Below are 26,837 nucleotides of genomic sequence, written 5' to 3' on the forward strand. Positions count from 1 at the left end.
GTGTGCCCCGTGGTGTGCGGCCGGGGCGCACCGAACGGGTCAGCGGACCGGCAGCACGGCGGTGTGCTCCTCGCGCACGGCCTTGAGGGAGCGGGGGTCGAGACCGAGGAGGCTCAGGATCGTCGGCGCGATCTGTTTGGTCTGCACGTCCGCGGAGTCGCGCACGCCGCCCGGGACGGAGGAGCCGGACACGACGAGGGGGACGTCGAGGTCGTCGGAGTGGCCGCCGCCGTGCTCGGCGACCTTCTTGGTGCCGCCGGTGTAGACGACGCCGTACTGCGCGACACCGAGGAGGTCAGGGACCCGGGCGTCGCCGGCCTTGACGTGGAAGTAGTCGGCCGCGGCCTTGCCGGCGTAGACCTTGCTGAGCCCGCTGTGGGTGTAGGCCTTGGGTGCGGCGTTGATGTCGGTGCCGGTGCCGCTCTGTGCGAGCAGGTACTTCTTGGCGAAGGCGGTGGCGGCCGCGGAGCGGTCGGAGAGCCAGAGCAGCATGGCGTCGTCGTCCACCGCGTGCGCCACCAGGTCGGCGGCGCCGGGGTGCAGCTTCTTCCAGGCGGCGTTGAGGCCGTCCAGCAGCGGGCCGTCGTCGACGCGGGTGAGCGCGGCGGGGTCGGTGGGCGACTGGCCGTGCTTGGCGGAGAGGATGACGGTGGTGCTGCCGGAAAGGTGCCGCTTGCGGATCTCGGCGGTCAGGGCGCCGATCTCCGTGTTGACGAAGTCCAGGTTCTTCACCAGCAGCGGGCCCGGGACGTTCTTGGCGGTGTAGCCGCCGGTGAGGCCGTCGGAGGCGGGCAGCTTCTGTGCGGTGGAGACGGACTGGAAGTTGAGGCCGAAGATCGCCGGGGTGCCGACCTTGTGGGTGCGGCTGTGGTCGTAGCCGTCGATCTCGTTGAGGACGGCCTTCACCTTGTAGCCGTCGTACTGCTCGGTGGCCTTGTTGTCCTTGGTCCAGTCGTCGCCGGTGGCGTAGCCGAGGGCGGCGCTGTTGATCTCCGGGGTGAACAGGTCCTGGACGCCCGTGCCCGAGGGGCCGTTGAGGATCTCGTAGGCGGCGTGCTTGTCCGACCAGGCGGTACGCAGCCCCGCCCGGCGGGCCACCTCGAAGATCGTGTTCACCTTGAGATACGAGTGCGGGTAGACCGGCTTGCAGGTCTTCGGGTCGACGGGCAGCTTCGACGCGTTGATCAGGCTCTCCGGGTGGCCGGTCATCGACAGGATGCTGTCCGGCAGGCCCGCGAGGCCCTGACCGGCGTCGATGGAGGCCTGGTTCTTGTCCAGGTCCTCGGTGAGGTCCACCTCGACCCCGGGCCTGACGCCCTTGCAACTGGTGGTTCCCGCCGGGAGAAGCGCGGCGTCGTAGGTGTCGTCGTAGTAGACGCCCGTGGTGCCGGGGCTGCCGCCGGTCGCCTGGGCGACCATGCCGGGGAAGGAGTCGGACGGCGTGGTGGTCCTGGCGTGGGTGTACTCCACGCCGCCGCCGACCAGCCGGGCCAGCGCGGACTCCGGGTGTCTGGCGATGTACCAGGCCAGGTCCGACTGGTGCAGCCCGTCGACGGAGACCAGCAGGACATGCCTGGTGGCGGCCCGGTGGGGGGAGGCGGCGAACGCGGAGGGCTGGGCGGCGGTCACTCCGGCCAGGACTCCGGTGGCGGCGAGGACGGCTGCGGGTCTGACGTAACGTCTGGACATCTGGTCTCTCCCGGGTGTTCGGGGCGTGCTGCGGGTGCCGGGCTCATCAGAGTCGCGCCCTGTGTACCGGAACCGGCGCAGCTGTGAACACACCCGGAATGGGCGGTCGGGGCTTCACCAAGCAGGTCTGGTTTTCCCCAAGAAGGAGGGCGACCCCGACCTCGGGCGAGCCGAATGGCCGGAGCCGACAGGTCGCCGGCGGGGTGTGGAGAGTTCAGGGCGCGGTGCGGCTCGGCTGCGCGCGGTTGACGTTCGTGTCGCTCCGGACCGCCAGGATCCCCGAAGGACTCATGATCCGTCGGCCGTGGGTTCGAGCCCCGCCCGCCCCACCAGCGCAGGTCTCTGGCCTGTGGAAACGCGCCCATTTTTGGGGTGTCGGAACGTCAACTTTCCCTGAACGGGCTGAATCCGCTGCTCGTGAGTTTGAAGTCTGACGGTGCTCGGGGCATCCCCAGCGGCGACAGTGAATGGCGGGTGCGTGGGCGCAGGACGGGGGCGGCGGGCTGTGTGCCGATGGATCCAGGAAACAGCCCGAAGGGGAAACTGCTCCCCGATGGACCCCTCGCAGTGGCCGCCGGTCGACGAACAGCTCCGGCCGTTCGCGAACCCCGGTCTCAGCCGCGGGCGGTCTGCCGGGCAGTCAGTCCCCGGCCCGTATCAGCCCGCTCTCGTAGGCGAAGATCACCGCGTGGATACGGTCGCGGAGGCCGAGTTTGGTCAGGATCCGGCCGAGGTGGGTCTTCACGGTCGTCTCCCCGACGAAGAGGCGGTCGGCGATCTCGCCGTTGGCCAGTCCCCGGGCGACCAGGGCGAGGACTTCCCGTTCCCGCTCGGTGAGCGCGGCCAGGCGGCTGCGCTGGGCGGGCGCGGCCGCGGACGCGGGGGATTGCAGGACGAAGCGTTCGACCAGGCGCCGGGTCAGCGAGGGCGCCACCACGACCTCGCCCCGCAGCACCGCACGGACGGTCACCAGGATCTCCTCGGCAGGGGCGTCCTTGACGAGGAAGCCGTTCGCGCCGGCACGCAGGGCCGCGTAGGCGTACTCGTCGAGGTCGAAGGTGGTGACGACGAGGATCCGGGGCCCATGGGGCTGCGCGCAGAGGTGTTCGGTCGCGGCGAGCCCGTCCAGGCCGGGCATGCGTACGTCCATCAGGACGAGGTCCGGCCCCAGGGCGGCCACACCCGCGATCGCCGCGTCGCCGTCGGCGGCCTCGCCCACCACGGTGAGATCGGGCTGGCTGTCGATGACCATGCGCAGTCCCATCCGGATCAGTTCCTGGTCGTCGCAGATCAGCACCCGGGACGATGACGGGCTCTGGCCGGTCATGGCGTCGCCGTGGTGGGCTCGGGCTCGGTGGGGCGCAGGGAGGCGGTGACCCGGTAGCCCCCGTCGGGTGTGGGTCCGGCGTCGACGCTCCCGCCGTACAGGGCGGTGCGTTCGCGCATGCCGGTGAGTCCGTGACCGCAGGAGAGCAGTCGGGCGGGGTGCTCCGGGACGGCCACCGCTCCGGCTCCGGCCGAGTTCTCCACCCGGACGCGGACCAGCCGTGCGGGCCCCTCGGTACCGGTGTCGACCCGTACGTGGATCGTGGCGTTCGGCGGCGCGTGCTTGACGACGTTGGTGAGCGCCTCCTGCACGATGCGGTACGTCTGCACGCTGAGGTCCGCCGGAAGGCCGCCTGGCTCTCCGCGAAGGTCCAGCCGGGCGCGCGTGCCGTTCGTGTTGAGGCGCCCGACCAGCCGCCGCAGATCGGCCGAGAGCGACTCGCCGGCCCCACCGTTGCCGGGTCCGGGGGCGCCGGATGGGGCGTCCGCGTCGGGGGCGCGCAGCACCTCCAGCAGCCGGCGCAGTTCGTCCAGGGCGTCGCGGCCGGTCGCGCTGATGACACCGAGCGTGCGGTCGACGACCGTGGGGTCGGCGTGCCGCATCAGCCTGCCGCCCTCGGCGTTCAGCACCATCACGCTCACGCTGTGTGCGAGGACGTCGTGGATCTCGCGGGCGATGCGAGCCCGCTCCTCGGCGACGGCGACCCGGGCCAGGGCGAGGCGTTCCGACTCGGCGAGCGCGGCCCGCCGCTCGAACTCGGCGACATAGGCGCGCCGGGCACGGACGTACTCGCCGAACACCCAGGCCCCGGCCAGCAGGAGCCCCACGGCGAGCGGGGTGAGCCAGGCACCGCGGGCACCCGGGCCCCCGTAGTCCCGCTGCCAGGCGGGAATCCACAGCACGACGCAGCCGGCGGCACAGACCACCGTCGCCGCGGCGGCCCGGCGCAGGCCGCGCACCGTGAGGGTGGCCAGGACCGCGGCCAGGGCGACGGCGCCGCGTCCCGGTTCCTGTCCCCACACCTGCCCGAGGTACTGCGCCCAGAACCCGGCCGTCACCAGGGCCGCGACGAGCACCGGCCGGCGGCGGCGCCACAGCAGGGGCAGCACCAGGGCGGCGTACACGACCGTCTGCACCCAGACCGGCCGCCAGCCCGGCTGCGGGCGGATCACCGGGGGCACGGCCACCAGCACGACCAGCAGCAGGTCCGTCAGCCACGGATGTCCGCGCCGCAGACGGGGCAGGGTCTCAATCAGCCGTTGCACCGCCTCACGCTACGGCCGGGGCCCGCTCCCCGGCATCGTCCTGGCGGGCGTCACGGGGTCCTCCCGCAGTCGTACGGACACCGGCCGGGGATACGACGTGCGGCCACCCGGGGCGTTTCCACCATGGCCGCCATGTCGATCACCACCGAGTTCCTCAGACGGCCCCTCATGACCGGTGCCGTGGCGGCCAGTTCACGACGACTGGCGTACGCGATGACCGAGGGCATCGGCCTGGAGCAGGCCCGGACCGTTGCCGAGCTCGGCCCGGGGACCGGGGTGTTCACCGACGCGGTCCTCGCCCGGCTCGCCTCCGACGCACGGCTCGTCGCCGTCGAGCTCAACCCGGTGCTCGCCGCCCGGCTGTCGGCCACCCGGCGCGACACACGGCTGACCGTGGTCCAGGGCACGGCGGCCGAACTGGCCGCCGCGGTCGGCGAACCGGTCGACGCGGTGGTCTCCGGGCTGCCGTGGACGGTCATGCCACGGGAACAGCGCGGGTACATCCTGGATGCCGTGACCGAAGTCCTCGCGCCCGGCGGCCGGTTCACCACCTTCGCCTACCTGCACGCGGCCTGGACCCCGCCCGCCCGTCACTTCACCGCCGAACTGGCCTGCCGTTTCGACCGGTTGGAACGCTCGAAGACGGTGTGGGCGAACCTGCCGCCCGCTTTCGTGCACCGGGCCACCCGGAGGCCATGACCGCGAGCAGACCCGCGAGAGCGAGGACCACTACCGGGAAGACCAGCGCGAGGGGGGACGAGACCATCCGCGCGGGGACCCGCCGACCGCGGCCCAGGTCGACACGGTCATCCGTGGCCGGGGCCTACCGGCTCAGGTGGGCGAGGGTCAGGTTGGGGTCCTCGGCGGTGAGCCAGCCGGCGTTCAGCACGTAGACGGTGTGGCCGCGCAGGGCGATGGACGTGGGGTTCTGCAGGCCGTCGGCCGAGGACAGCACGGTGGAGCGGGTGCCGTCGGACTGGACGAGGGCGACTTCGTTCGGTGTGTCGAGGGCGGCCAGGAGCTGGTCGCCGCGGCCGGTGAAGGCGATGTCATCGATCCCCGGCATGCCGTCGGCCCGGGTCCGGAGCCTGCCGGCGCGTCCGTCCCGGAGGACGGGGATGCGCAGGACGGTGCCCTTGTCGAGGTTGGTGGCCCAGACCGCGCCGTTGTGGATCTTCAGGCCGTTGGCGCCGAGGAAGCCGGTGGGGGCCAGTTCGGGGGCGGTGGACCAGGCGGTGGGGGTGCCGCCGGTCGTGGGCACGCTCCAGATGGTGCCGAGCGCGGAGTCGGCGACGTAGAGGGTGTGGGTGTGCGGGTCGAGTGCCAGGCCGTTGGGCAGGCCGTTTGCGGGCAGCGCGGCGATCCGCTGCGGTTGCCCGCCCGGACGCAGGCGCCACACACCGGTGAGGTCGGCGGTGCCGGTGGCGTACAGGAAGTACAGGGTTCCGTCGTGGGCTCGGACGATGCCGGCGGTCAGCGGGAAGCCCAGGGCCGGGGTGCGGACACCGCCGTCGGCGGGCTCGGGCAGCGTGGCCAGGATCCGGACGGCTCCTCCGCGGGAGACCTCGGCGATCTGGCGGCCCTTGGCGAAGGTGACGTACGCGCGGCCGCCCGGTGCCAGGGCGACGTTCTCCGGCGTCTGGCCCTTGGCCAGGTCGAAGTGCGCGGCGATCCGCGGGCTGCTCAGCGGCGCGGAGACGGCCGAGGCCGGAGCGGGGCTGAGCGCCGCGGCAGCGGTCGCGACCAGGGCGCCCAGTGTCACGGCGGAGGGGGAGAGCTTCTTGAACATGGTTCCTTCTCTGGTTTCGGGGTGTTCTGGGGCATGGCGCAGCGGCACTGCGACGCGTGGGTGGGAACAGGCGGTTCTTCTGGCCGCGCGCGGCTGTCCGCGGCTGTCCGCGGCAGAGTCGGCCGGCGGCCGTGCCTGGGTGGGACGGGTGCCGACTCGCTGTGGCCGAGCGCCCGGTGACGTCGTGTGAGGTCAGTCCTTGCCGGTGCGGGGCCGCGTCCGTGCCGGGGCGGAGGAGGGGCTGTCCTGCGTGGTGGCCTCACCGGTCGCCTGGGCGAGCAGGGTGAGCGCGGCTCGCGAGGGCGAGCCCGGTTCTGTGGTGGCGACGACCACGCCGGGGCCGGGCCCGCTGCTCAGGGTCTGCTGCACGACCGTCAGGGACCCGACCAGCGGATGGCGCATCTCGTAGGGGGCGACGGTGCAGGCCTTGATGCGGTGGTCGGCCCACATGGAGGCGAACTCGGTGCTCTTCGCGGACAGTTCGCCCAGGAGCGCGTGCAGTGCCACGTCCTCCGGATGCCGGGCCGCCACTATGCGGAGATTCCCGACCACCGCCCTGGCTTTGCTCGGCCAGTCCACGTACAGGTCACGGACATGGGAGTCGAGGAACACCAGCCTGGCCATGTCGGGGCGCTGCGCCGGCAGGTCGGGGGCACCGGGGTCCAGGTGTCCGGCGAACAACGCGTGGCCCAGGCGGTTCCACGCCAGCACGTCGCTGCGCCGGCCCAGCACGACCGCCGGAACGTCGCCCAGCACGTTCAGCAGCTGGCGCATCGCTTCTGTCACCCGCTCCGGCGCCGGCCGTCGGCCCCGGGTGCGCTGCCTGTCCGCTCGGGCCAGGTCGTGCAGGTACCGCCGCTCGGACTCGTCCAGCCGAAGGGCCCTGGCGATCGCATCCAGAACCTCAGGTGATGCGCTCAGCGACTGGCCCTGCTCCAGTCGGGAGTAGTAAGAGGCGCTCACGCCCGCCAGCAGCGCCAGCTCCTCGCGTCGAAGCCCCGGTACCCGCCGGCGCTCCCCGTAGGTGGGCACCCCGACAGCCTCCGGGCGCAGCTGGGAGCGCCGCGTCTGCAGGAAGTCCCCGAGTCGAGTCTTTCCGTCCATGGCTCCCAGTGTGGGCCGCCGTTCGACATCCAGCCTGACCCGGCTGTGGATAGGCAACGGCGGGTCTGGATCCCCGCCGGCACCATCGATGAAGTGGGAGGCAGCCAGTGGGAGGCCGCCGAATCCGGCACCCCGTACGCACCCGGGAGGGCGCCTTGAGTATCGCCACCGCCGAAACCGACCCCTTCGACGCTCTGGACGCGGCAGACTCCGCCTTCACCCGGCGCGCCTGGGCCGACGCGGCGCCCGCCCGTGTCTACGAACTGGTCAGTGATGTGTCCGCGACCGACCGCTGGAGTCCGAGCGCCGACCACGTAGCCTTCGATCCGGGTGCAGGCCCCTGGGTCGGCGCCTGGTTCAGTGGCCGTGACCGCAGGAACGGCAAGGAGTGGACCAGCCGCTCCCAGATCGTGCAAGCAGACCCCGGGGCGGCTTTCGGCTTTGTCGTCGGCGGCGCGGAGAACGGCATCGTGCGCTGAGAAGTTCAGTTCAAAGGTTCCCTCATGCCGCGGTCCGGCGTGCGTCGCGGTGGGCCCGGGCCGCGGCCATCAGGCCGTCGAGCGCGTCGCGGGTGTTCAGCAGGTCCTCGACATGGGCGGAGAGCCGGTCGCGCTCCTCGGCCATACGTTCCAGCGCGGCGTCGGAGTTCTCGTCGCTGGGCGCGTCGCGGCACGGCATCAGGGCCAGGATGGTGCGGCTGGACAGCCCGGCCGCGTACAGGCGCTGGATGAAGTCCACCCGATCGATGTCCTCTTCCGCGTAGTGCCGTTGCCCGCCGCCGCTGCGGGTGCTGGTGAGCAGTCCCTGCTCCTCGTAGTAACGCAGTGAACGGACACTGGCTCCGGTCCGCGCCGCGAGGTCGCCGATCCGCATCTCACCCTCCCGATGGTGCCCCGCCTCAGGACTTGACCCTCACATTGATGTCAGGTTTTAGCGTACCGGTCGGGCCCGCCGTTCCCGGGCCTTCGACCCTTATGAAGGAGTTCTGGCATGACCGGCAGGACCACGTTGTTCGACCGCTACCGCCTCGGCGCTCTGGAGCTGCCCAACCGGGTCGTGATGGCCCCGATGACCCGGGTCCGGGCCGCGGCCGGAGACCTTGCCACCCCGTCCATGGCGGTCTACTACGCCCAGCGGGCCACCGCCGGACTGATCGTCACCGAGGGCGTGCAGCCCAGCCTGGCCGGGCAGTCCAACCCGGGCACCCCGGGCCTGTACACCGACGAGCACGTGGCCTCCTGGCGGCCCGTCACCGAGGCCGTGCACGCCAACGGCGGGCGGATCTTCGCCCAGATCATGCACGGCGGCCGGGTCTCGCACCCCGACACCACCGGCCTTCAGCCGGTCGGACCCTCCGCCGTCGCCGCCGTGGGCGACGTGTTCACCCCCAGCGGGCCGCAGCCCGCGCCGGTCCCGCGCGCCCTGGACCTCTCCGAGGTGCCCGAGCAGGCCCGGTCGTACGCCGAGGCCGCCCGGCGCGCCGTCGACGCCGGCTTCGACGGCGTCGAACTGCACGGCGCGAACGGCTACTTGATCTCGCAGTTCCTGTCGTCCAGCGCCAACCTGCGCACCGACTCCTACGGCGGCCCGATCGCCCACCGCATCCGCTTCGCCGTCGAGGCGGTCGCCGCCACCGTCGACGCCGTGGGCGCGGCCCGCACCGCGATCCGGCTCTCCCCCGGAGGCACCTTCTGGGGCGTCGAGGAGAGGGAGGTGCCGGAGTTGTACGCGGCCCTGCTCGCCGAACTCGCCCGCTTCGACCTCGCCTACGTGCACCTGGAGGCGACCGCCGAGGAGGAGATGCTGGTCGGGCTGCGCCGCGCCTGGCCGGGCAGCCTGGTCGTCAACCCGGTGGCGCCGATGGGCCCCAAGCAGACCGACCGGGCCGCCGCCGACCGCTGGCTCGGCCTGGGCGCGGATCTGATCAGCTTCGGCCGCGCCTTCATCGCCAACCCCGACCTGGTGGAACGGCTCCGCACCGGCCTGCCGATCGCGCCCGCCGACCCGGCCACGTACTTCGAGGGTGGCGACGCGGGCTATCTCACCTACCCCGCCTACCAGTACACCGCCTGACCGGACACGAAGGACGAGGAAGAACCATGAAAACGCGCTGAGCAAGCCTCAGGACGACGCCCGGACGGCCGTCATCATCGCCGGCCGGGTCTTCGTCCCCGCCGAGGACGTCGAGACGTTCGTCGCCGAGGCACGGGCGACGTCGTACCCGCTCGCCGCGGCCGACCCGGGGAACGTGCTGATCTCGTTCTGCGTGGAGGACGCGGCGACCGGGACCGTCACGGTGCTCGAGCAGTGGGCGTCCCAGGAGACCCTGGACCGGCACGTGGCCACACCGGAGGTCACGGCGCTCCTCACCAGGTGGGGCCCGCGCATACGCAACGAGGTGCGCAGGTTCGACGCCGACGAGAAGGACCCCCGGGCCTGAACGCGTCGCATGACGTTCGCCTCCGGGCCGTGGTCGCCGGGGGAGGCGGCGAGCCCCGGGTCGGTGCCGGACTGCTCGTGGCCGATGGCGGTGGTACCCGCCTCCTCGACCGGATACCGCCGGATACCAACGGATACCGCAGGACCTCGGCCGGCCGGCCCGGTGCGCGGCTGACCCCCGCCTCGTCGCGGTCGGCCATCGTCACCGGGTCTGGCTGGCGTCGGCGGCAGCCGGTGCGCAGGGCGACGAACGAACCGGACGGGACAGGCCGTTGCGCTGCTCCCGCGACGCCACGTCGCCCAGGGCGGGCGTGCTGTCGGGGGCACGCTCGACCCGGGCGGCGATGCCGAGCAGGACCAGCGGCAGGAACATCTCCTCGACCGGGACCCGGTCCGGCGTGTGGGCCCCGGCGACGAAGTGCGCGGGCGGGGCGACATGGGGCCCACCGGCCGACCACCGTGCAGCGGTGCGCGGTGAAACCGTCGCCCCGGTCGGAGTGACCGCGGTCGCTCCGTGCACGCCGACGGCCCCGGCCGTGACGAGTTCGTGGCGGAGGGGTCGACAACATGTGGGACGGGGCTGTCTCAAAAACGGCGGGTGCAAAACAGGGCGAAGACCTCGGACTTGGGCGGTTTCGTATCGGCATGCGAGACGTTCGTCCAGTTGTGTTGTCTCTGTGAAGGCCGCTGCTACTGTTCCCGCCGTGATTCGGACATCCACCCCGGCGCTGACGCGACGTCGCGTCGTCGATCTGATGCGCGTGGGCAGCGCCAGCTGTTGCCCCGGCGTCGCCGTGGCCTGCTGCTGAGTCGGACCGACACTCACACGCGCGCTCACTCCTCCCGGCCGTGACCCCCACGTGCGCGGGCACGCCAAGGCATCTCCCTCTCCTCCTGGACGATCGGCCGACAGCCCTTCTGATTCCGGTCGTTCAGCCCTGCGGTCATCCGCCTTCCCGCGCTTCCCCCCTGCCCGCATCCTCCGTATCCGCGCTCTCCCCTGCGCGGACGCGGCCGGCCGGCGGGCACGCCTTCCGAGGAGTTCACCCATGCGCAAGAGACGCACCTCCGCCGTGGCCACCGCCGTCGTCATCGCGACGCTCGCCACGCCCCTGGCCCTCGCCTCCACCGCCGCGTACGCCGACCCGGGCGCCGGCATCGCCTCCCACCAACTCGTCGGCGTCGGCTCGGACGTCACCCAGGACGTCCTGGACGCGCTGGCCGGCGAGACCGTCAACGGCACCAGCTACGCCTCGACCGCGGTCACCGCGGACGGCTACACGCTGGCGTCCTACGACGCGACCGAGCCGGGCACCGGCTCCACGACCTCGCAGATCCAGACCCGGACGAGCGGGCCGAAGTTCCTGCGTCCCAACGGCGCCAACGCCGGCCGCCTCGCCCTGAGCGACTCGGTCGCGGGCGGCAACTACGCCGTCTCCTCCAGCGCGAACGACGGCACGGTGAACATCCAGGACCAGATCGACTTCGCCCGCAACACCAGCGCACCCGCCGTCTCCGGCACCGCGCTGACCGCGGTCCCCTTCGCCCGCGACGCGGTGGGCTACGCGGCCAAGGGCTCCGCGCTCGCCCAGCTGACCAAGCAGCAGCTGCACGACATCTACACCGGTGCGCTGACGGAGATCGGCGGGGTGAAGATCCACCCGTTCATCCCCAACTCCGGTGCCGGCACCCGCACCTTCTTCCAGAAGGCCATCGGCGTCACCGACGCCCAGCTCGGCAGCAACGTCGACACGCTGGACTACGACGGCAAGGCGGTCCAGCAGAACCGTCTGAACAACGTCATCGAGAACGACGGTGACCTCGTCCCGCTCTCCGTCGCCAGCTTCGTCGCCCAGCACAACGGCACGGCCCCGGACCGCAGTGCGACCGCCGTGGCGGGCGGTGCCTTCGTCGGCTCGCTGGACGAGGAGAACACCGGCACCTACACCGCGCCGGTGACCGACAACGCCGACGGCACCCTCTCCTCCAACCCCGACTTCTTCGCCGACACCACCTTCGGCCGTGACGTCTCCAACGTGGTCTCCACCCGGGCCATCGACCCGACCAGCGTCTTCTTCAACCAGGCCCTCTACGACGTCTTCGTGACCGACGACAGCCACACGGCGGCGCTGGACTCCGCCGCCGCCCAGTCGGTGATCGCCAAGTTCGGCTTCCTGAACGTCAGTTACAACGGCGTCGCCGACCCGACCAACAAGCACGTCAAGCGCGGCGGCCTGGAGGACGGCAACCTCGCAACGGCCGTCCCGGCGGCCCCGGCCGTGACCGCGACGCCGGGCGCCGGCACGCTGAAGCTGTCCTGGGCCCCCGCCGCCGGCGCCTCGGTGAGCGACTACCGCGTGACCGTCCAGGACGGCACCGGCGCGGCCGTCGGCGGTTACGCCTACAAGGACGTGTCCGCCGCCACCACCAGCGCGAGCCTGACCGGCCTGGCGGCCGGCACGTACACCGTCACGGTCTACGCGGCGAACATCAACGGCAACAGCGATGCCACCACGGCCACCCCGACCGTGAAGACGGCCACGACCGTGACCGCCACGGCCTCGGCGGCCAAGCCCGCCTACGGGACCACCGAGTCGGTCGCGGTGACCGTCGGCCACACCGACGCCGCCGTCCCGACCGGCACCGTCGCCGCCTACTACGGCTCCACCAAGGTGGGCTCCGCCACCCTGAACACCTCGGGCAAGGCCACCGTCAAGGTCGCCACCACCAAGCTCGGCGCGGTCGGCGGCAAGACCCTGAGCATCCGTTACGGCGGCGACAGCGTCCACGGCGCCTCCAGCAAGAACGTCACCTTCACCGTCGTCAAGGCCACCCCGACGCTGACCGTCACCGCCCCGGCCCGGATCAGCCACACCAAGCACGCCGCGATCACCGTCAAGGTGAGCGCCACCGGCACCACCCCGACCGGCAGGATCCGGATCTACAACGGCTCCACGCAGGTCGGCACCGGCACCCTCAGCGGCGGCAAGGCCACCATCAGCATCGCGAGGCTCTCCAAGGGCAAGCACACGCTCAGCATCCGCTACGGCGGCAGCGGCTACGTGAACACCAAGTCCAAGAGCATCAGCATCACCAGCTACTGAGCACCCCCCCCCGAGGACCGGAGCCGGCACCACGCCGGCTCCGGCCCCGGGCGCCGTCGTACCCGAAAAAGACCGAACAAGACCGAACAAGACCGAAACAGCCGGAACCAGGAAGGAGCACGGGACCATGGGCCTCCCGCTGACCGCGCCGGACGAGGACACGCCACGGCGGCTGTCCACCGCACGGGGCACCGACGACCGCCTCTTCCGGGGCGTGCTGCGCGGCTCCGGTCTCGCCGTGCTCGCCATCATGGCGGCCGTCGGCCTCTTCCTGCTGCTGCGCGCCCTGCAGGCGCTGCACACCGCCGGGTTCTCCTTCCTCACCACCGAGCGCTGGGAACCCGACACCCACGACTTCGGCATCGCCGCCGTCCTCACCGGCACCCTGCTGATCGCGGCCGTGGCCGTCGCCGTGTCCGTGCCGCTGGCGCTCGGGACCGCGCTGTACATCTCCGAGATCGCGCCGGCCCGGCTGCGGCGCACACTGATCGCGCTCGTCGACCTGATGGCCGCCGTGCCGTCGGTGGTCTACGGCCTGTGGGGGCTGTTCTTCCTGCAGAGCAAGGTGATCGGCCTGTCCCGGTGGCTGTCCACCTGGTTCGGCTGGATCCCGTTCCTGCACGTCGACGGGGCGCACCAGGACGACCCCCTTGCGTCCGCCAGTGTGTACACCGCCTCGACGTTCGTCGCGGGCATCGTGGTCGCGCTGATGGTGGCGCCGATCCAGTGCTCGGTGATGCGCGAGGTGTTCAGCCGCGCACCGGCGGGGGAGCGGGAGGGCGCGTACGCGCTCGGCTCGACCCGCGCGGGCATGATCCGCAGCGTCGTCCTGCCGTACGGGGCCGCCGGCATCATCGGCGGCACCATGCTCGGACTCGGCCGCGCCCTGGGCGAGACCATCGCCGTCTATCTGATCATCTCACCGGTCTTCACCGTCCAGCCGCACATCCTGCAGACCGGCTCGAACTCCGTGTCCTCCCTGATCGCCCTGCACTACGGCGACTCCTCCGCCTTCGGCGTCTCCGCGCTGATGGCGGCCGGACTGGCCCTGTTCCTGCTGACCCTGGTGGTCAACTTCACCGCGTCCTCGATCGTGGCCCGCTCCCGGTCCGGCGCACAGAGCGAGGCCTGAGCCCATGACGACCGCACTGGACAAGCTGTCGGCCCCGACGCCCGGCCCCGGCCCCACGACCACCGTCGTACCGCGCCCCGAGCCGCTGGAGGAGCCCGAGGAACACCGTCGCGTCGGCGGACTGCGCCGCGACGACCTGCTCGCCCTCGCCGGCGCGGCCACCACCGGCCTCACCCTGGCCTGGCTGCTCTTCGGTCAACTGGCGCCGCTCTCGGGGCCGTTGGGCTTCGCCGTCGTCGCCTGTCTGATCTTCCTGCTGGTCTACGCGGTGCTGGTGTGGATGGACGCCTCGTCCGACGGATCCGACGCCGGACCCGCGGAACCCGCCGGACCCGCCGTACGCGACCGGCTGCTGACCGTCGTCCTGGGCTCCGCCGCCGCCCTGCTGTTCGCCGGGCTGGTCCTCGTCATCGGCTTCACCGCGGCCCGCGGCTGGCGCGCGCTGCCGCACGGCAGCTTCTACACGCAGGACATGCAGGCGGCCGGTCCGCTGGACCCGGTCACCGTCGGCGGCGTCAAGCACGCCGTCGTCGGCACCCTGATCCAGATCGCCATCGCGCTCACGGTCACCATTCCGCTGGGCATCACCTGCGCCGTCTACCTCGGGCAGGTGCCGGGACGGTTCTCCCGTTTCGTGCGCACCATCGTCGAGGCGATGACCGCGCTGCCCTCGGTCGTGGCCGGCCTCTTCGTCTACGCGAGCTGGATCCTGATGCTGGGCTTCGAGAAGTCCGGTCTGGCGGCCGGGCTCGCCCTCAGCGTGATGATGCTGCCGATCGTGATCCGGGCGTCGGACGTGGTGCTGCGCCTGGTGCCCGGCACGCTCACCGAGGCCGCGGAGGCACTGGGCGCACCGCGCTGGCGCACCGTGTGGCACGTGGTGCTGCCCTCCGCGCGCTCCGGACTCGCCACCGCCGTCATCCTGGGCACCGCGCGCGGCATCGGCGAGACCTCCCCGGTGCTGCTCACGGCCGGCGCGACGGCCGCGCTCAACGCCGACCCCACGCACGGTCCGATGATGTCCCTGCCGCTCGCGGTGTTCACCTTCGTCAGGTCGCCCCAACCCGCCATGATCACCCGGGCCTTCGGCACCGCGCTGGTGCTGCTCGCGCTGGTCCTGCTCCTCTTCTCGCTCGCCCGCGTCGTCGGCGGCCGCGGCCCCGGACAGCTGAGCCCCCGCCAGTCCCGCAGCGCGGCCCGACGTTCGCGGCGAGACCTGGACCGCTTCGAGTCCGCCGCGACGGATGCCGTGACGGCTGACGCCACGGTTCTCGACGGCCCCGCCGCCACGCCGGCCGACGGCCCGGCCGTCACCGTGACCCCGGACCCGAGCCCGAACCCGAACCCGAACCCGAACCCCGCTCCCGCTCCCGCTCCCGCTCCCACCGAGGTGGACTGATGCCCCGACTGATACCCCGTCGGATACGTTCCTCGCTGCGAGCAGCGATCGCGGCGCTCGTCCTGGCCGCGGCGCTGCTGCTCGGCGCCGCCGCGCCCTCGGTCGCCACGAGCTACACCCCCATCAGCGGGGCCGGTTCCAGCTGGGCCTTCAACGCCGTCGACCAGTGGCGCCGCGACGTCAGGCAGTACGGCATGCAGATCTCGTACACCCCGCAGGGCTCCTCCTACGGCCGCCAGCAGTTCCTGGCCGGCACCACGGACTTCGCGGTCTCGGACATCCCCTTCCAGACCAACCCGACGGACGGTTCCGCCCCCGAGCGGCCGGTGGCCGGGTCGTACGCCTACATGCCGATCGTGGCGGGCGGCACCGCCTTCATGTACCACCTGACGATCAACGGCCAGCGGGTCACCAACCTGCGGCTGAGCCAGCCCACGCTGACAAAGATCTTCACCGCGGCCGTGCGGTACTGGGACGACTCCTCGATCCGGGCCGACAACCCCGGTCTGAAGCTGCCGCACCGGGCCATCGTGCCCGTCGTCCGCTCGGACGGCTCCGGCGCCTCCGCCCAGTTCACGCTCTGGATGGCCAAGCGGCAGAGCGCGCTGTGGAAGGCGTACTGCGCCAAGGTCGGCCGCAGCAACGCCTGCGGCGAGACCTCGTACTACCCGACCGTCACCGGCATGATCGCCCAGTCCGGCGACCTCGGCGTGGCCGGCTACATCTCCCAGGGCTACGGCGAGGGCTCCATCGGGTACGTCAACTACTCCTACGCGCTCAACGCGCACTACCCCGTCGCCAAGCTGCTGAACGCGGCCGGTTACTACACCGAGCCGACCGCGCAGAACGTCGCGGTGTCGCTGCTCAAGGCGAAGATCAACACGAACAGGAGCTCCGCGGACTACCTCACCCAGAACCTGGACTCCGTCTACACCGACAGCGATCCGCGGTCCTACGTGCTCTCCAGCTACTCGTACATGATCCTGCCGCTCAGGGTGCAGGGGACCTTCACCACCGCCAAGGGCGCCACCCTGGGCGCGTTCTCCTACTACTTCATGTGCCAGGGCCAGCAGCAGGCGCCCGAACTCGGCTACTCACCGCTGCCGATCAACCTGGTCAGGGCGGGCTTCGACCAGATCCGCAAGATTCCCGGCGTGGTCCCGAAGAACATCAACATCAAGGGCTGCAACAACCCGACCTTCAGCGCGGACGGCACCAACCGGCTGGCCACCACCGCGCCCATGCCGCCCGCCTGCGACAAGAAGGGCGCGACCCGGCAGTGCGCCACCGGCTCCGGCGGGGCCAGGCAGTCGACCGCCAACAGCGGCTCCTCGAACGGCGGTTCCACCGGCGGCTCCGGCACCACCGGAGGGTCCGGCACCAGCGGCGGCACGACCGGCGGTACCGCGGCCACCGGGGGAGCGGCCGGGGCGGCGAGCCCCACCGGCGGCGCGAGCGTCGACCCGGACACCGGCCAGACCGTCAACGCGTCCGCCACCGGCGGCAGCGGCGGTACGACGGTGCTGGCCTCCCCGGTCTCCCTGTCCGCCGACGACGGCTGGAGCGCCCGGCAGACCCTGATGGTCCTGGCCGGGATCACCCTGCTCGTGGTGGTCCTGGTGCCCGCGGTCACCGCGCACGTCCTGGCCGGCCGCAGAGCCGACTCGGCCAAGGGGGAGCAGAAGTGAGGACACGCCAGCTCTTCCGCACGCTCGTGGGGGCCACCGCGGGCGCCCTGGTGGGCGCACTGGTCTCGGTGGCGGCGGCGCCCGGCGCGGGCGCGGCCCCCGCGGCCACCACGGCCGGCTCCGCCGTGACCGTCTCCGGACGCGGCGAGTTCGCCGGCATGAGGTTCACCGTCAGCCAGACCGAGGGACTGACCGACCGGGCCGTCACCGTCTCCTGGACCGGCGGCACGCCCACCACCTTCGCCGGAAGCCAGTTCAACACCGACTTCGTGCAGATCATGCAGTGCTGGGGCGATGACGACGGCACGGTCCCCGGCAACCCGGGCCCGCCGCGCACCCAGTGCGAGTACGGCGCCTCGCCCACCACCGACCGCTCCAACTGGCCCGGCAACGGCGACGACGACACCCGTGCCGTCGTCTACCGCGCCAAGCCCGGCCACTACGGGGACGACGACACCTACGGCTCCACCATGCCCTACGGCCTCGGCGAGGTGCCCTTCAAGGCGGTCGACGGAACCGTCGTCACCAGCGGCACCCAGAACAACAAGTTCTTCAACCACGCCACCACCAACGAGATCGACTTCGCGCGCACCGAGGCGGACGGCACCGGTTCGGAGATCTTCGAGACCCAGACCGCGGGCGAGGCGCCGCAGCTGGGCTGCGGCGCCCCGGTCACCCACGCCGACGGCACCGTCAGCGGCCGCTCCTGCTGGCTGGTCATCGTCCCGCAGGGCCACCTCGACCTCGACGGCAAGCCCTACGAGGACCAGACCCAGGTCAACGCCGGCTCCCCGGTGTCCTCGACCAACTGGAAGAACCGCATCGCCGTCAGGCTCGGCTTCAACCCGGTCGGCGCCTCCTGCACGATCGGCGCCGAGGAGCAGGACACCATCGGCAGCGAACTCGTCGCCGAGGCCATGACCAGCTGGCAGGCCAAACTCTGCGCCACCGGCACCGTCTACGGCTTCACCCAGCTCGGCGACGCCGACACCCGCGCCCGCATCACCTCCGGCGCCGACACCCTCGGCTTCGTCACCCGCCCCCTCGGCTCCGACGACGGCACCACCGCGCCCACCGGCAAGGTGACCTACGCCCCGGTCGCGCTCTCCGGTGTCGTCATCGGCTTCAACATCGAACGACAACCCGGCTCCACCGCCACCAAGGACCAGAAGGCCCTGGACGGAACCCGGTTCACCTCGATGAAGCTCACCCCCCGGCTGATCGCCAAGCTGCTCACCGAGTCGTACCGCAACTCCCCCTGGGGAGCGGTCAGGACCGTCTACTCCGGCGGCAACGCCACCCTCACCGCGGCCAAGGGCTACGGCTGGGCGAAGAACAACCCGCCCGGCCTGCTGTCCGACCCGGAGTTCCTGGCCCTCAACCCCGAGTACGCCAACCAGTCCATCGCCGAGAACCCCAGCACCGACACCGACCTCGAAGTGGCGCTCGGCCACACCGACGCGGCCCGTCAGCTGTGGAACTACGTGCTCGCCGACAAGGACGCCCGGCGCTTCCTGGCCGGCGTGCCCGACGAGTACGGCATGCAGGTCAACCCGTACTACGGCACCAACGCCGACCTGAACCCCACCGGTTACGCCTTCACCGCGGCCCGGGACGACTACCCCAAGGCCGACCCGTGGACGACGATCCCGCCGGGCTCCGCCGAGGCCACCGTCAAGCAGGGCATGACCGACTTCCACCCCTACGTGGACGACATGCTCCTCGCCGCCCAGCACGCCCGCCGCGGCGACCAGCTCTGGAAGTCCAGCTGGGACGCGAACGCCAACCCGCCGGTGTGGAAGTCCCCCGGTCCGCAGAACGTAGGCCAGCGCTTCCAACTGGTCGTCACCGACGCGGCCTCGGCGGCGCGGTACGGGCTGCAGACCGCCGGCCTGCTCAACTCAGCCGGCAGGTACGTCACCCCGACCTCGGCGTCCCTGACCGCCGCGGCCGCCTCCGCCACCGGCAGCCCCGCCGTCGTACCCGTCACCGCCTCCCGGGCCGCCGCGTACCCCGTGACCATGCTGGTCGACGCGGTGGTCCGCCCGGGCCAGGTCAAGGCGGCGGAGCGGAAGAGCTACGCCGCACTTCTGCGCTACGCCGTGCGGGCGGGTCAGCGGACCGGCATCGAACTCGGCGACCTGCCGCCCGGTTACGCACCACTGGACAGCAAGCAGCGCGGCGTGACACTGGCGGCCGCGAAGGCGCTGGAGTCCTACCAGGGCGGCACCACGGCCGGTGACCCGACCGGCCCCGGATCCGGCGGCGGTACGGGAGGCACCGGGGGAGCGGGTACGGCCACCGGCGGCACCGGTGCGGGTTCCACCACGGGGACCCCGACCGGCACCGCCGCCTCCGCCTCGGGCAGTCCCGCCGCCCCGCACGGCAGCACCGCCCCCGACCTGATCAGCACCGCGAGCGGTCTCACCCCGGCCGACCCGGCGGTACCGCTCCGCCTGGCCCTGCCCGTCGGCGCGGGACTCGGTGCCCTCGCCGGACTGATCGCGCCGTTCGCGACCGGCTGGCGTCCCCGGGGTGCGGCCGCTGCCCTCTCCGGAGCACAGGCCTTCGTCCGCCGTACGACTCGCCGACCCGGCGGGAGGTTCCGCAGGTGACCACGACGACCGACAGGCCCGCCGGGCCGGAAGAGGCCGTCCGCCCGTCCCCCGCCGGCAAGGCGGCCAAGGGCAGGAAGCGCGGGACGGCCAAGCCCTACCTGACCGGCGGCGCGCTGCTCACGATCAGCGTGCTGCTGATCGGTATCTGCGCCCAGCTGGTCCTGCTCAGCCCGCTCCAGCACCGCGCCGCCCAGTCGGCGGGCTTCGACAGGCTGCGCGGCGAACTGGCCGCCGGAACCGTGGCGGTGTCCCAGGCCGACCAGCAGGGGCGGCTGCTCAGGCCGGGCACCCCGCTGATGCTCCTTGAGATCCCGAAGCTGCGCGTCCGCGAGGTGGTCTTCGAGGGCACGGACTCCGACGTACTGGCCAAGGGCCCCGGCCACCGCCGGGACACCCTGCTGCCAGGCCAGGCCGGAACCAGCGTGCTCATGGGCCGGGCCGCCGCCTACGGGGGCCCGTTCGGGCACCTGGACGACCTGACCCCCGGCGACACCTTCCGGATCACGACGGGGCAGGGACGCTTCACCTTCCGGGTCCTCGACCTGCGCCATGCCGGCGACCGCGCCCCGGACGCACCTGCCGCGGGCAGGAGCCGGGTCGTCCTGATGACCGCGACCGGCCCGCCGTACCTCCCCAAGGGCGTGCTGCGTCTCGACGCCGACCTGGTCGGCACCGCGGCCGACACACCGGCCCTGCGGATCGTCCCCGACTCCCTCCCGCCGAGCGAACTCCCGCTCCGCGGCGACTCCGTCGTCTGGTGGCAGGTGGTGCTCTGGCTCCAGGCACTGGCCGCCGCCTCCGCGGCAGCGGTCTGGGCCTGGTTCCGCTGGGGGCGCCGCCAGACGTGGGTCGTGTTCACCGGACTGCTCGGCGCCATCGGCCTCCAGGTGGCGGAACAGGTCACCCGGCTCCTCCCCAATCTGCTCTGACCCGCCCAGGACTGAGGATTCCCCATGACCGACACCACCGCCGCCACCGAAGAGGCCGCGGAGACCAGACCAATGGAAGCCGCGGGTCCGACCACCGGTGCGGGTCCCGCCGAACTCGACGCCCGCGGCGTGTCCGCCTGGTTCGGCAGCCACAAGGTGCTCGACCGCGTCTCCCTGACGATGCCCGCCGGCCGGGTCACGGCCCTGATCGGCCCGTCCGGCTGCGGCAAGTCCACCTTTCTGCGCACCCTCAACCGCATGCACGAACTGGTGAGCGGCGCGGCCTTCGCCGGCGAGGTGCTGCTGGACGGCACCGACCTGTACGCGCCCGAACGCAGACTCACCCAGGCACGCCGGGACATCGGCATGGTGTTCCAGAAACCCAACCCCTTCCCGGCCATGTCGATCTACGACAACGTGGTGGCCGGGCTCCGGCTGACCGGTGTCAAGGCCGGCCGGGCGACCAAGGACGCGCTGGTCGAGGAGTGCCTGACCCGCGCGGGTCTGTGGAACGAGGTGCGGGACCGGCTGCGCCGGCCCGGTGGCGCGCTCTCCGGCGGCCAGCAGCAGCGTCTGTGCATCGCACGGGCGCTGGCGGTACGGCCCAGGGTGCTGCTGATGGACGAGCCGTGCTCGGCGCTCGACCCGACGTCCACGCGGCGCGTGGAGGAGACCATCCAGAGCCTGGCACAGGAGGTCACCGTCGTCATCGTGACCCACAACATGCAGCAGGCCGCCCGGGTCTCCGACCGGTGCGCCTTCTTCCTCGCCGCGCAGGGCGAACCGGGCGGCATCGTCGAGTACGGCCCGACCGACGCGATGTTCGGCAACCCGCAGGACCGACGCACCGCGGACTATGTCAACGGCCGCTTCGGGTGAGGGGCTCTCGGAGAGTGCCGCACGGCATGTCCGCACACGGATGGCCGTCGCGCGTCCTGAACCTGCTACGGGCGCGGACGCCCGGCGCCGACTCGTCGGCCGGGCTCGCCGCGAGGTCTGCCCCGGCGCCCACGGGAGAGTTTCCTGCGCGCCGGAAGGCGAATTCGCCGCTGCCGGTGCCCCCGCCCCCGCCCCCGCCCCCGACCCCACGCACCCGTACCCCCGGACCCGGCGAGGCCTACCCGGCGTCGCCGAAACCGGCGGTCGTCAGTTGGGCGCCGCCGCCCAGATAGTTGCCGAGGGCGATGCCCGTCGTCGGCACGATGGCCTCCGGGATGGCGCCGGTGCCGGTCCAGCGGACCTGCACATGCTTGGCCGGTTCGGCGTTGACCGGCTCGCCGGTCCACTCGTGGGTGGCGAAGACGACGGTGAGGAAGCCGCGCGGCGCCTCGACGCCCCAGGCGCCGTGGACGAGGTGGGCTACGCGCAGCGACTTCGGATCGACGACCAGCCCGGTCTCCTCCCGTAGTTCACGCACGGCCGTCTCGGTGACGGGCTCGCCGGGGTCGCTCTTGCCGGCCGGAAGGTCCCACAGGCCGTTCCCGTACTTGGCGCCCGGGCCGCGCTGGAGGAGGACGACCCGGTCGTTCTCCTTGTCGTGGACGATGACGGCGGCCGCCAGGAGGGTCATCGACTCCACCGCGGGCCGCAGGGCCGGTGGCCTGCCGCTGATGCGCTGGTCCGCCACGGGTTTCCCTTCGTAGATGGACTCGCTCGGCATGCTAGGGGAGGGGCGTCCGGCCGCGGTGCGAAATCGGTCCCGACGGCCTGCGGGCGCCGCCGGTCGCTACACCGAAATGCGGATTGACACACCCAAACCACCGCCCTTGAGTGGACGCCAGGCAGAACCGCAGGGGGATACGTCATGCCTGGTCACAGCAGCTCATCCGCGCCGCAGCCGCCGCTGCAACCACCACTGCCCGGAGTCCCGAACGACCGGCTCTGCCGTGAGTTACTGGGGGCGAGCGACGCCGCCGCCGACACCGGCGACCTGGCGACCGCCGCCGCCCATGCCCGTACCGCGGCGATGCTGGCCGCCTCCGCGGGGCTGGCGACTCACCTGCGGGCCGCCCAGCTGCGCCAGGGACGCCTGGCCCTGCTGGCCGGGGACCGTGAGGCCGCCGCCGACTGGTTCCGGCGGGCCGGGGCGCCGGACGCGGACCGGACCCCACCGCCCACATCGGACGACGCGACCCGCGCCGACCCCGGCCCCCGGCTGTGGGGGCGGCTGCGCAACACCTGGCGCGCCCCGGAACCGCAACGGTCTCCCGCCCCGGCCGGGCCTGCCGCGCACCTCGCGCCGCAGCTGGCGATCGCCCTGCTCGGCTCGCTCAACGTCAGCGTCGACGGCGTCCCCGCCGAGGGCTGGAACGGCCACCGCACCCGCTCACTGTTCGCCTTCCTGGCCACCCACCGCGACCCCTGGCCGCACCGGGAGACCCTGATGGACGCCTTCTGGCCGGACTCCGCCCCCGAGGCCGCCCGCAACAGCCTCGGTGTCGCACTGCACCAGTTGCGCCAGACCCTGCGCACCGCCACCGGTGACCCCGTGGTCGTCTTCAGCTGCGGCACCTACCGGCTCTGCCCGGGCCTCGGCCTGTGGCTGGACTGCGACGAGTTCGAGCTGCGGCTGTGCACCGCCCGGGACGCGGAGGACCGCGGCGACAAGACCGTCGCGGTGACGGACTACGAGCAGGCGCTCGCCCTCTACCGGGGCGAGTTCCTCGCCGAATCCCCGTACGAGGAGTGGAGCGCCCTCTACCGGGAGCGGCTGCGCCTGGCCCACCTCGACGCCCTCGCCCGGCTCAGCGAACTGCACTTCACCACCGGACGTTACGTCCCCTGCGCCGAGCTCTGCCGCCGGCTGGTCGAGCTGGACCCGTGCCGGGAGAGCGCCCACCGCCGCCTGATGCGCTGCCTGAGCCGGATCGGCCAACCCCACCTGGCCATCCTCCAGTTCCGCTCCTGCGTCAAGGCCCTGCGGGCCGAACTCGGCATACCGCCACAGCGCGAGACGGCGGCCCTGTACGACCGGCTCCGCGCCGACCTTCCGGTGTGAGCGTCGCTTAACGCGTGGCTTAACGCGCCGGGCCGCGCGATTAAGCGGTGCCCGGCGAGGCCGTTAAGCGGCGTCCGGCATAACCGGTGCCATGGCCGGTGGCACTCCGCCGCCGGGCCGACCGCCCACAATCAGAGGAGAACGGCATGCCAGGCCAGCCTGATCTCACCGACGTCGGTTTCGGGGTCGACGCCAGGACCCTCCAAGTCACGGACAACGACGGCATTCCGTCCAGCCTGATCGTCACCGGTTCGTTGCCGATCACCGTCAGTCTGACCTTCGAGGTCAAGGGACTGTCCCTGCCGCTGATCATCAACCCGGCCTACGAAGTGACCTACGCCTTCAACTCGCGTGTCGGCACTCCTGACGTCATCCGCAAGGTGACCCGCACACTCAACACGAGCGGGGGCCCGTCGTCCACGCGGGTCGTGGTCAGCGGCGCCACCACCCGGGATGTTCTGCCCCCGGGCACGCTCGCGCCGGGGATCTACGACGTCGTGGCGACGGTCCGGTTCCCCAGCACGTCCGGCATCGGCGCATTCGCCATGACCCCGGTGATCCAGGTCATCTGAGATGAGCGACGACGAGCTGACCCGGCTTGACGGCGTTGGCGCGTCCACCGCTCGCAGGCTGGCCGCCGCCGGGATACGCACGTACGCCGACCTGTCGGCCGCATCCACGGACGAGGTCCTGGCCGCCCTGCGTGGCCTGCACGGCCTGTCCGTGAGCCGGGTCGAGCAATGGCGCAAGAACGCGGCCGAACTCCTCGCGGCGGCACCCGAGTCCGAGCCGGACGCGGCAGACGAAGAGTACGAGAGCTTCGTGCTGCGGGTCCGGCTCGACCGGGGGCGGATCCGGGCGACGGAAGTCCGCAGAGTCCGTACCGGGGAGACCCGGCAGTGGCCCGAGTGGGACGCCGAGTCGCTGCTGGCCTGCGTCCTTGGCCGGCCGGCCCCCTCGGAGGCCGACGCGCAGCCGGAGCCGGAGCCGGAGCCGGAGCGGGAGCCGGTGCCAGTGCCAGTGCCGGAGCGGGAGCGGGAGTCGGAGGCCGCGGTGGCGCCGACGGCAGCCGGCGAGCCCGAGGCTCGCCCCGTGCCGCCGACGCCGACCGTCGTGCTGGCCGAGCCCCGGCTGTCGGTCGGGGACGGCGGTACCGTACGGGCGGGGGCGCCGTTCGCCTTGGACGTCACGCTCGAACTGCCGCCGTCCGGTGGCCCGGAGCAGCGTTTCGCGTACTACGCGGCCGTCACCGAGACCCTGACCGGCGCCGGACGGCGGATGCTGGCCGAAGGCCGGGGCGTGGTGGTCGCCGGACACCCCGTCATCCGGCTGCCGTTGCCCGGCCTGCAGCCCGGCACCCACAGCCTGGGCATCGCGGTCAGCCTCCGCGAACCCGGCGGGCTCCGCCCGAGCGCGCTGGCAGCCACGGTGAACGGGCTCGTGCTCAGCCTGTGACGGTGACGGTGACGGGCACCGGGCCACGCCTCACGCGGCGGAGTCCGAGTCCGGGCCCGCCTCGTCGTCCCAGGCGATGCCGATCTCCCGCAGCCAGCGGCTGTCCTCCGGCCTCGGCCCGGACGGCATCGCCAACGGCTGCGGGACGGTCGGCGCGGCGGGCACCTCGGTCCGTACGATCGACAGGCCGCCCTTCCCTCCCGCATGGGTGACGGTCTCGTCGCCGCGCTCCAGCACCACCAGCTCGTACCGGGGCGGCCACTGCATCAGTATCCGTCGTCGGCAACTGGGGCAGAACCACTCCTCGGCGCCCGATGCCAACGTGTTGACCAGCCGCATTTCATGGGTCGTGCTCATGGCGTCCCTCCGTACCGGCGCGGAACAGGGAAGTGGGATCGGGGACCGGATCGGCCGCGGGATGGAGCGGCCGTACGCCCGTATCCGATTCATGCCCATTGCCCGCTGATCGCCAATCGGCTTTCTGCGGATCGCTGAGGCCCGGGCAGGCACGCCCGGGCCTCAGCGGCGTCCCGAGCCTTGGCCGCGCTGCACGCCTTCGGCCGGCACCGGCGCCCGGTGACCATGACGCCCACGTCGCCCACGTCGCTTGTCGTCGGACTTCGTGGCCTCACTCACCGGGATGTCCTGCGTGTTCGTGCTCGTCGTGCCGCTCTCACCGCGGCGGGGCCGCTCGGCGCCACGGAATGACGGCCGGCCTGTTGGGACAGGAATGTCCGCGTTGTGCTCTGCTACTGCTGGAACTCCCCGTGCGGCGCCGTGCGGTAGGCGGCCGGCGTGACACCGTAGGTGCGGGTGAACCACCGGGTGAGATGGGCCTGGTCCGCGAAGCCGGCCTCGGCGGCCGCTGTCGACGGTGCCGTGCCCTCGGCCAGGAGCGCACGGGTTCGGCGCAACCGCAGATCGCGTTGGTAGTCGCTCGGCGCGAAGCCGTAGACCGTTCGGAAGCCCCGGTACAGCGCGAAGCGACTGCAGCCGGCCACCCGGGCCAGCTCGTCGGCGGCGATGTTCTCGGCGAATCGCTCCCGCAGCAGACTTCGTGCCTGCGCCATGGCGGTCGGATCTGCCTCGCTCTGCCGGTCCGGCAGACGTGCCGGACGCGTGGCGGCGTCGCGGGACAGTGCCAGCACGGCGGCGGTGAGGCGTTCCTCGACGACCGGTCGGGGTGCGGTCTCGACGACCGCGGTGTGGAGGCGGGCCACGGCTCGGGACAGGGCCGGGCTGTCCACCACCGGGGTGCCGAAGAGCGGCAGCCCGCTGTCGCCGGGAACCACGTCGTGATGGCCCACCCCTTCGCGTCCGTGCCGCTCGGCTTCTCCGTCATGGGGGCGCGCACGCTGTGGTGGGGCGGCTGCGCCTGGGACTCGTTCGCCATGCCCCACCTGCTCCAGGACGAGACGGACGTCCTGGTCGCCACCCGCTGCCCGGCCTGTGACACCCCGCACGCCCGGGTGGTCGGCCGGGAGGCACCCCCGCACGGCGACCAGGTGGCCCACTTCCTTGTCCCCATGGCCCGGGCCTGGGACGATGTCGTCCGCACCTGCGGCAACCAGCGCCTGTTCTGCTCGACCGACTGCGTCGGCACCTGGCTGCGGCGGACGGGCCAGGAGCTCGGCTACGTCATGGATCTGGGCACCCTGTGGCGCTTCGCCCGCGACTGGTACACCGGCCGCCTGGAACCGGGCTACACCCGCCGCGACCCCGCCTCCGCCACCTCCTACTTCGCCGAGGTCGGCCTGCACGGATCCTTCTGGGGCCTGCCCGACTGAGGACTCGATCCACCTGCCGCGCCGGGGCGGGCCAGGGGAGACAGGGGGAGTGCGCCAGTGCCCGCCGGCACCTGCCGGCCACGGAATGCTCACTCTGCGCGTCGCCGCCTCACG

At 72.4% G+C, this 26,837-nt stretch carries 25 protein-coding genes; 15 read left to right on the forward strand and 10 right to left on the reverse strand.

Going from position 1 to position 26,837, the window contains the following annotated elements; translation table 11 throughout:
- Positions 1–39: 39 nt before the first annotated feature.
- The 3 genes from ACFWPS_RS02910 to ACFWPS_RS02920 all read right to left on the reverse strand — a co-directional run bounded on the left by ACFWPS_RS02910 (position 40) and on the right by ACFWPS_RS02920 (position 4,281).
- Positions 40–1,689, reverse strand: coding sequence for an alkaline phosphatase family protein (locus ACFWPS_RS02910; protein ID WP_383700173.1), 1,650 nt, complete (start codon positions 1,687–1,689; stop codon positions 40–42).
- 640 nt (positions 1,690–2,329) lie between these two features.
- Positions 2,330–3,016 carry a response regulator gene (locus ACFWPS_RS02915; RefSeq protein WP_383700175.1) on the reverse strand — a complete coding sequence of 229 codons (687 nt, stop codon included), beginning with the start codon at positions 3,014–3,016 and terminating at the stop codon, positions 2,330–2,332.
- The gene (locus tag ACFWPS_RS02920) at positions 3,013–4,281 is read right to left on the reverse strand and encodes a sensor histidine kinase (RefSeq protein ID WP_383700177.1); all 1,269 of its coding nucleotides are present in this window, start codon (positions 4,279–4,281) and stop codon (positions 3,013–3,015) included. Before ACFWPS_RS02920 ends, ACFWPS_RS02915 begins: the two co-directional genes overlap by 4 nt.
- A gap of 132 nt (positions 4,282–4,413) precedes the next feature.
- Here ACFWPS_RS02920 and ACFWPS_RS02925 point away from each other — a divergent pair, with 132 nt between their 5' ends.
- Positions 4,414–4,980, forward strand: a complete 567-nt coding sequence (locus ACFWPS_RS02925; protein WP_383700179.1) for a class I SAM-dependent methyltransferase — start codon at positions 4,414–4,416, stop codon at positions 4,978–4,980.
- 124 nt (positions 4,981–5,104) lie between these two features.
- On the opposite strand, the gene ACFWPS_RS02930 is transcribed toward ACFWPS_RS02925, so the two are convergent.
- Both ACFWPS_RS02930 and ACFWPS_RS02935 read right to left on the reverse strand, forming a co-directional pair.
- Positions 5,105–6,070, reverse strand: coding sequence for an SMP-30/gluconolactonase/LRE family protein (locus ACFWPS_RS02930; protein WP_383700181.1), 966 nt, complete (start codon positions 6,068–6,070; stop codon positions 5,105–5,107).
- A 192-nt stretch (positions 6,071–6,262) separates the two neighbouring features.
- Positions 6,263–7,174, reverse strand: coding sequence for a helix-turn-helix domain-containing protein (locus ACFWPS_RS02935; protein WP_383700183.1), 912 nt, complete (start codon positions 7,172–7,174; stop codon positions 6,263–6,265).
- 155 nt (positions 7,175–7,329) lie between these two features.
- Between ACFWPS_RS02935 and ACFWPS_RS02940 the strand changes: the two genes are divergently transcribed.
- The gene (locus ACFWPS_RS02940; RefSeq protein ID WP_383700185.1) at positions 7,330–7,653 is read left to right on the forward strand and encodes an SRPBCC family protein; all 324 of its coding nucleotides are present in this window, start codon (positions 7,330–7,332) and stop codon (positions 7,651–7,653) included.
- Between the two features lie 22 nt (positions 7,654–7,675).
- Here the strand turns inward: ACFWPS_RS02940 and ACFWPS_RS02945 are convergent, their stop codons facing one another.
- Entirely contained in the window at positions 7,676–8,047 is a 372-nt protein-coding gene (locus tag ACFWPS_RS02945; RefSeq protein WP_383700188.1) for a MerR family transcriptional regulator, read from the reverse strand.
- Positions 8,048–8,164: 117 nt separating this feature from the next.
- On the opposite strand from ACFWPS_RS02945, the gene ACFWPS_RS02950 reads away from it, so the two are divergent.
- Both ACFWPS_RS02950 and ACFWPS_RS02955 read left to right on the forward strand, forming a co-directional pair.
- Positions 8,165–9,247: an alkene reductase gene (locus ACFWPS_RS02950; RefSeq protein WP_383700190.1), complete on the forward strand. Its 1,083-nt coding sequence runs from the start codon at positions 8,165–8,167 to the stop codon at positions 9,245–9,247.
- Positions 9,198–9,614 (forward strand): putative quinol monooxygenase, encoded by a 417-nt coding sequence (locus ACFWPS_RS02955; protein WP_383700193.1) that lies wholly within the window; start codon positions 9,198–9,200, stop codon positions 9,612–9,614. Before ACFWPS_RS02950 ends, ACFWPS_RS02955 begins: the two co-directional genes overlap by 50 nt.
- Before the next feature lie 201 nt (positions 9,615–9,815).
- On the opposite strand, the gene ACFWPS_RS02960 is transcribed toward ACFWPS_RS02955, so the two are convergent.
- Complete coding sequence (locus ACFWPS_RS02960; RefSeq protein WP_383700195.1) at positions 9,816–10,133, reverse strand: cyclase family protein; 318 nt, start codon at positions 10,131–10,133, stop codon at positions 9,816–9,818.
- Positions 10,134–10,662: 529 nt separating this feature from the next.
- Between ACFWPS_RS02960 and ACFWPS_RS02965 the strand changes: the two genes are divergently transcribed.
- From ACFWPS_RS02965 to ACFWPS_RS02995, 7 genes are all read left to right on the forward strand, one after another.
- On the forward strand, positions 10,663–12,717 hold the full coding sequence (locus ACFWPS_RS02965; protein WP_383700197.1) for an Ig-like domain repeat protein: 2,055 nt from the start codon (positions 10,663–10,665) through the stop codon (positions 12,715–12,717).
- Positions 12,718–12,844: 127 nt separating this feature from the next.
- On the forward strand, positions 12,845–13,849 hold the full coding sequence (gene pstC, locus ACFWPS_RS02970) for a phosphate ABC transporter permease subunit PstC (protein WP_383700199.1): 1,005 nt from the start codon (positions 12,845–12,847) through the stop codon (positions 13,847–13,849).
- A gap of 4 nt (positions 13,850–13,853) precedes the next feature.
- Positions 13,854–15,248, forward strand: coding sequence for a phosphate ABC transporter permease PstA (pstA, locus tag ACFWPS_RS02975; RefSeq protein ID WP_383700201.1), 1,395 nt, complete (start codon positions 13,854–13,856; stop codon positions 15,246–15,248).
- Positions 15,248–16,936 carry a substrate-binding domain-containing protein gene (locus tag ACFWPS_RS02980; protein WP_383700203.1) on the forward strand — a complete coding sequence of 563 codons (1,689 nt, stop codon included), beginning with the start codon at positions 15,248–15,250 and terminating at the stop codon, positions 16,934–16,936. The genes pstA and ACFWPS_RS02980 overlap by 1 nt, the downstream gene beginning before the upstream one ends.
- A complete protein-coding gene (locus ACFWPS_RS02985) occupies positions 16,933–19,551 on the forward strand; it encodes a hypothetical protein (protein ID WP_383700205.1) in 2,619 nt (872 codons plus the stop codon). The genes ACFWPS_RS02980 and ACFWPS_RS02985 overlap by 4 nt, the downstream gene beginning before the upstream one ends.
- Positions 19,548–20,483: a sortase gene (locus ACFWPS_RS02990; RefSeq protein ID WP_383700207.1), complete on the forward strand. Its 936-nt coding sequence runs from the start codon at positions 19,548–19,550 to the stop codon at positions 20,481–20,483. The genes ACFWPS_RS02985 and ACFWPS_RS02990 overlap by 4 nt, the downstream gene beginning before the upstream one ends.
- Positions 20,484–20,555: 72 nt before the next feature.
- Positions 20,556–21,362 carry a phosphate ABC transporter ATP-binding protein gene (locus ACFWPS_RS02995; RefSeq protein WP_383700432.1) on the forward strand — a complete coding sequence of 269 codons (807 nt, stop codon included), beginning with the start codon at positions 20,556–20,558 and terminating at the stop codon, positions 21,360–21,362.
- Between the two features lie 238 nt (positions 21,363–21,600).
- On the opposite strand, the gene ACFWPS_RS03000 is transcribed toward ACFWPS_RS02995, so the two are convergent.
- Positions 21,601–22,143 carry an NUDIX domain-containing protein gene (locus ACFWPS_RS03000; protein ID WP_383700209.1) on the reverse strand — a complete coding sequence of 181 codons (543 nt, stop codon included), beginning with the start codon at positions 22,141–22,143 and terminating at the stop codon, positions 21,601–21,603.
- 144 nt (positions 22,144–22,287) lie between these two features.
- On the opposite strand from ACFWPS_RS03000, the gene ACFWPS_RS03005 reads away from it, so the two are divergent.
- The 3 genes from ACFWPS_RS03005 (at position 22,288) to ACFWPS_RS03015 (ending at position 24,936) form a co-directional block, all read left to right on the forward strand.
- Positions 22,288–23,481 carry a BTAD domain-containing putative transcriptional regulator gene (locus ACFWPS_RS03005; RefSeq protein ID WP_383700211.1) on the forward strand — a complete coding sequence of 398 codons (1,194 nt, stop codon included), beginning with the start codon at positions 22,288–22,290 and terminating at the stop codon, positions 23,479–23,481.
- Positions 23,482–23,627: 146 nt separating this feature from the next.
- A complete protein-coding gene (locus ACFWPS_RS03010) occupies positions 23,628–24,053 on the forward strand; it encodes a hypothetical protein (protein ID WP_383700213.1) in 426 nt (141 codons plus the stop codon).
- Between the two features lies 1 nt (position 24,054).
- Positions 24,055–24,936: a helix-hairpin-helix domain-containing protein gene (locus tag ACFWPS_RS03015; RefSeq protein ID WP_383700215.1), complete on the forward strand. Its 882-nt coding sequence runs from the start codon at positions 24,055–24,057 to the stop codon at positions 24,934–24,936.
- 30 nt (positions 24,937–24,966) lie between these two features.
- Here the strand turns inward: ACFWPS_RS03015 and ACFWPS_RS03020 are convergent, their stop codons facing one another.
- Together ACFWPS_RS03020 and ACFWPS_RS03025 are read right to left on the reverse strand one after the other, a co-directional pair.
- Positions 24,967–25,293, reverse strand: coding sequence for a hypothetical protein (locus ACFWPS_RS03020; protein ID WP_383700217.1), 327 nt, complete (start codon positions 25,291–25,293; stop codon positions 24,967–24,969).
- Positions 25,294–25,685: 392 nt separating this feature from the next.
- Entirely contained in the window at positions 25,686–26,243 is a 558-nt protein-coding gene (locus ACFWPS_RS03025) for a helix-turn-helix domain-containing protein (RefSeq protein ID WP_383700219.1), read from the reverse strand.
- Here ACFWPS_RS03025 and merB point away from each other — a divergent pair.
- Positions 26,235–26,723 carry an organomercurial lyase gene (gene merB / locus ACFWPS_RS03030; RefSeq protein ID WP_383700221.1) on the forward strand — a complete coding sequence of 163 codons (489 nt, stop codon included), beginning with the start codon at positions 26,235–26,237 and terminating at the stop codon, positions 26,721–26,723. The two genes, ACFWPS_RS03025 and merB, sit on opposite strands and share 9 nt — an antisense overlap.
- The last annotated feature ends 114 nt before the right edge of the window (positions 26,724–26,837 follow it).

The sequence above is a fragment of the Streptomyces sp. NPDC058457 genome (assembly GCF_042720695.1).
Lineage (GTDB): Bacteria > Actinomycetota > Actinomycetes > Streptomycetales > Streptomycetaceae > Streptomyces.

What these genes read in the sequence shown, in the direction of transcription:
- ACFWPS_RS02930 (WP_383700181.1), bottom strand. Translation starts at nt 6,070, where the DNA reads ATGTTCAAGAAGCTCTCCCCCTCCGCCGTGACACTGGGCGCCCTGGTC.
- pstC (WP_383700199.1), top strand. Translation starts at nt 12,845, where the DNA reads ATGGGCCTCCCGCTGACCGCGCCGGACGAGGACACGCCACGGCGGCTG.
- ACFWPS_RS03010 (WP_383700213.1), top strand. Translation starts at nt 23,628, where the DNA reads ATGCCAGGCCAGCCTGATCTCACCGACGTCGGTTTCGGGGTCGACGCC.
- pstA (WP_383700201.1), top strand. Translation starts at nt 13,854, where the DNA reads ATGACGACCGCACTGGACAAGCTGTCGGCCCCGACGCCCGGCCCCGGC.
- ACFWPS_RS02925 (WP_383700179.1), top strand. Translation starts at nt 4,414, where the DNA reads ATGTCGATCACCACCGAGTTCCTCAGACGGCCCCTCATGACCGGTGCC.
- ACFWPS_RS02945 (WP_383700188.1), bottom strand. Translation starts at nt 8,047, where the DNA reads ATGCGGATCGGCGACCTCGCGGCGCGGACCGGAGCCAGTGTCCGTTCA.
- ACFWPS_RS02935 (WP_383700183.1), bottom strand. Translation starts at nt 7,174, where the DNA reads ATGGACGGAAAGACTCGACTCGGGGACTTCCTGCAGACGCGGCGCTCC.
- ACFWPS_RS03020 (WP_383700217.1), bottom strand. Translation starts at nt 25,293, where the DNA reads ATGAGCACGACCCATGAAATGCGGCTGGTCAACACGTTGGCATCGGGC.
- ACFWPS_RS03000 (WP_383700209.1), bottom strand. Translation starts at nt 22,143, where the DNA reads ATGCCGAGCGAGTCCATCTACGAAGGGAAACCCGTGGCGGACCAGCGC.
- merB (WP_383700221.1), top strand. Translation starts at nt 26,235, where the DNA reads ATGGCCCACCCCTTCGCGTCCGTGCCGCTCGGCTTCTCCGTCATGGGG.
- ACFWPS_RS02980 (WP_383700203.1), top strand. Translation starts at nt 15,248, where the DNA reads ATGCCCCGACTGATACCCCGTCGGATACGTTCCTCGCTGCGAGCAGCG.
- ACFWPS_RS03005 (WP_383700211.1), top strand. Translation starts at nt 22,288, where the DNA reads ATGCCTGGTCACAGCAGCTCATCCGCGCCGCAGCCGCCGCTGCAACCA.
- ACFWPS_RS02950 (WP_383700190.1), top strand. Translation starts at nt 8,165, where the DNA reads ATGACCGGCAGGACCACGTTGTTCGACCGCTACCGCCTCGGCGCTCTG.
- ACFWPS_RS02965 (WP_383700197.1), top strand. Translation starts at nt 10,663, where the DNA reads ATGCGCAAGAGACGCACCTCCGCCGTGGCCACCGCCGTCGTCATCGCG.
- ACFWPS_RS02910 (WP_383700173.1), bottom strand. Translation starts at nt 1,689, where the DNA reads ATGTCCAGACGTTACGTCAGACCCGCAGCCGTCCTCGCCGCCACCGGA.
- ACFWPS_RS02995 (WP_383700432.1), top strand. Translation starts at nt 20,556, where the DNA reads ATGGAAGCCGCGGGTCCGACCACCGGTGCGGGTCCCGCCGAACTCGAC.
- ACFWPS_RS03015 (WP_383700215.1), top strand. Translation starts at nt 24,055, where the DNA reads ATGAGCGACGACGAGCTGACCCGGCTTGACGGCGTTGGCGCGTCCACC.
- ACFWPS_RS02915 (WP_383700175.1), bottom strand. Translation starts at nt 3,016, where the DNA reads ATGACCGGCCAGAGCCCGTCATCGTCCCGGGTGCTGATCTGCGACGAC.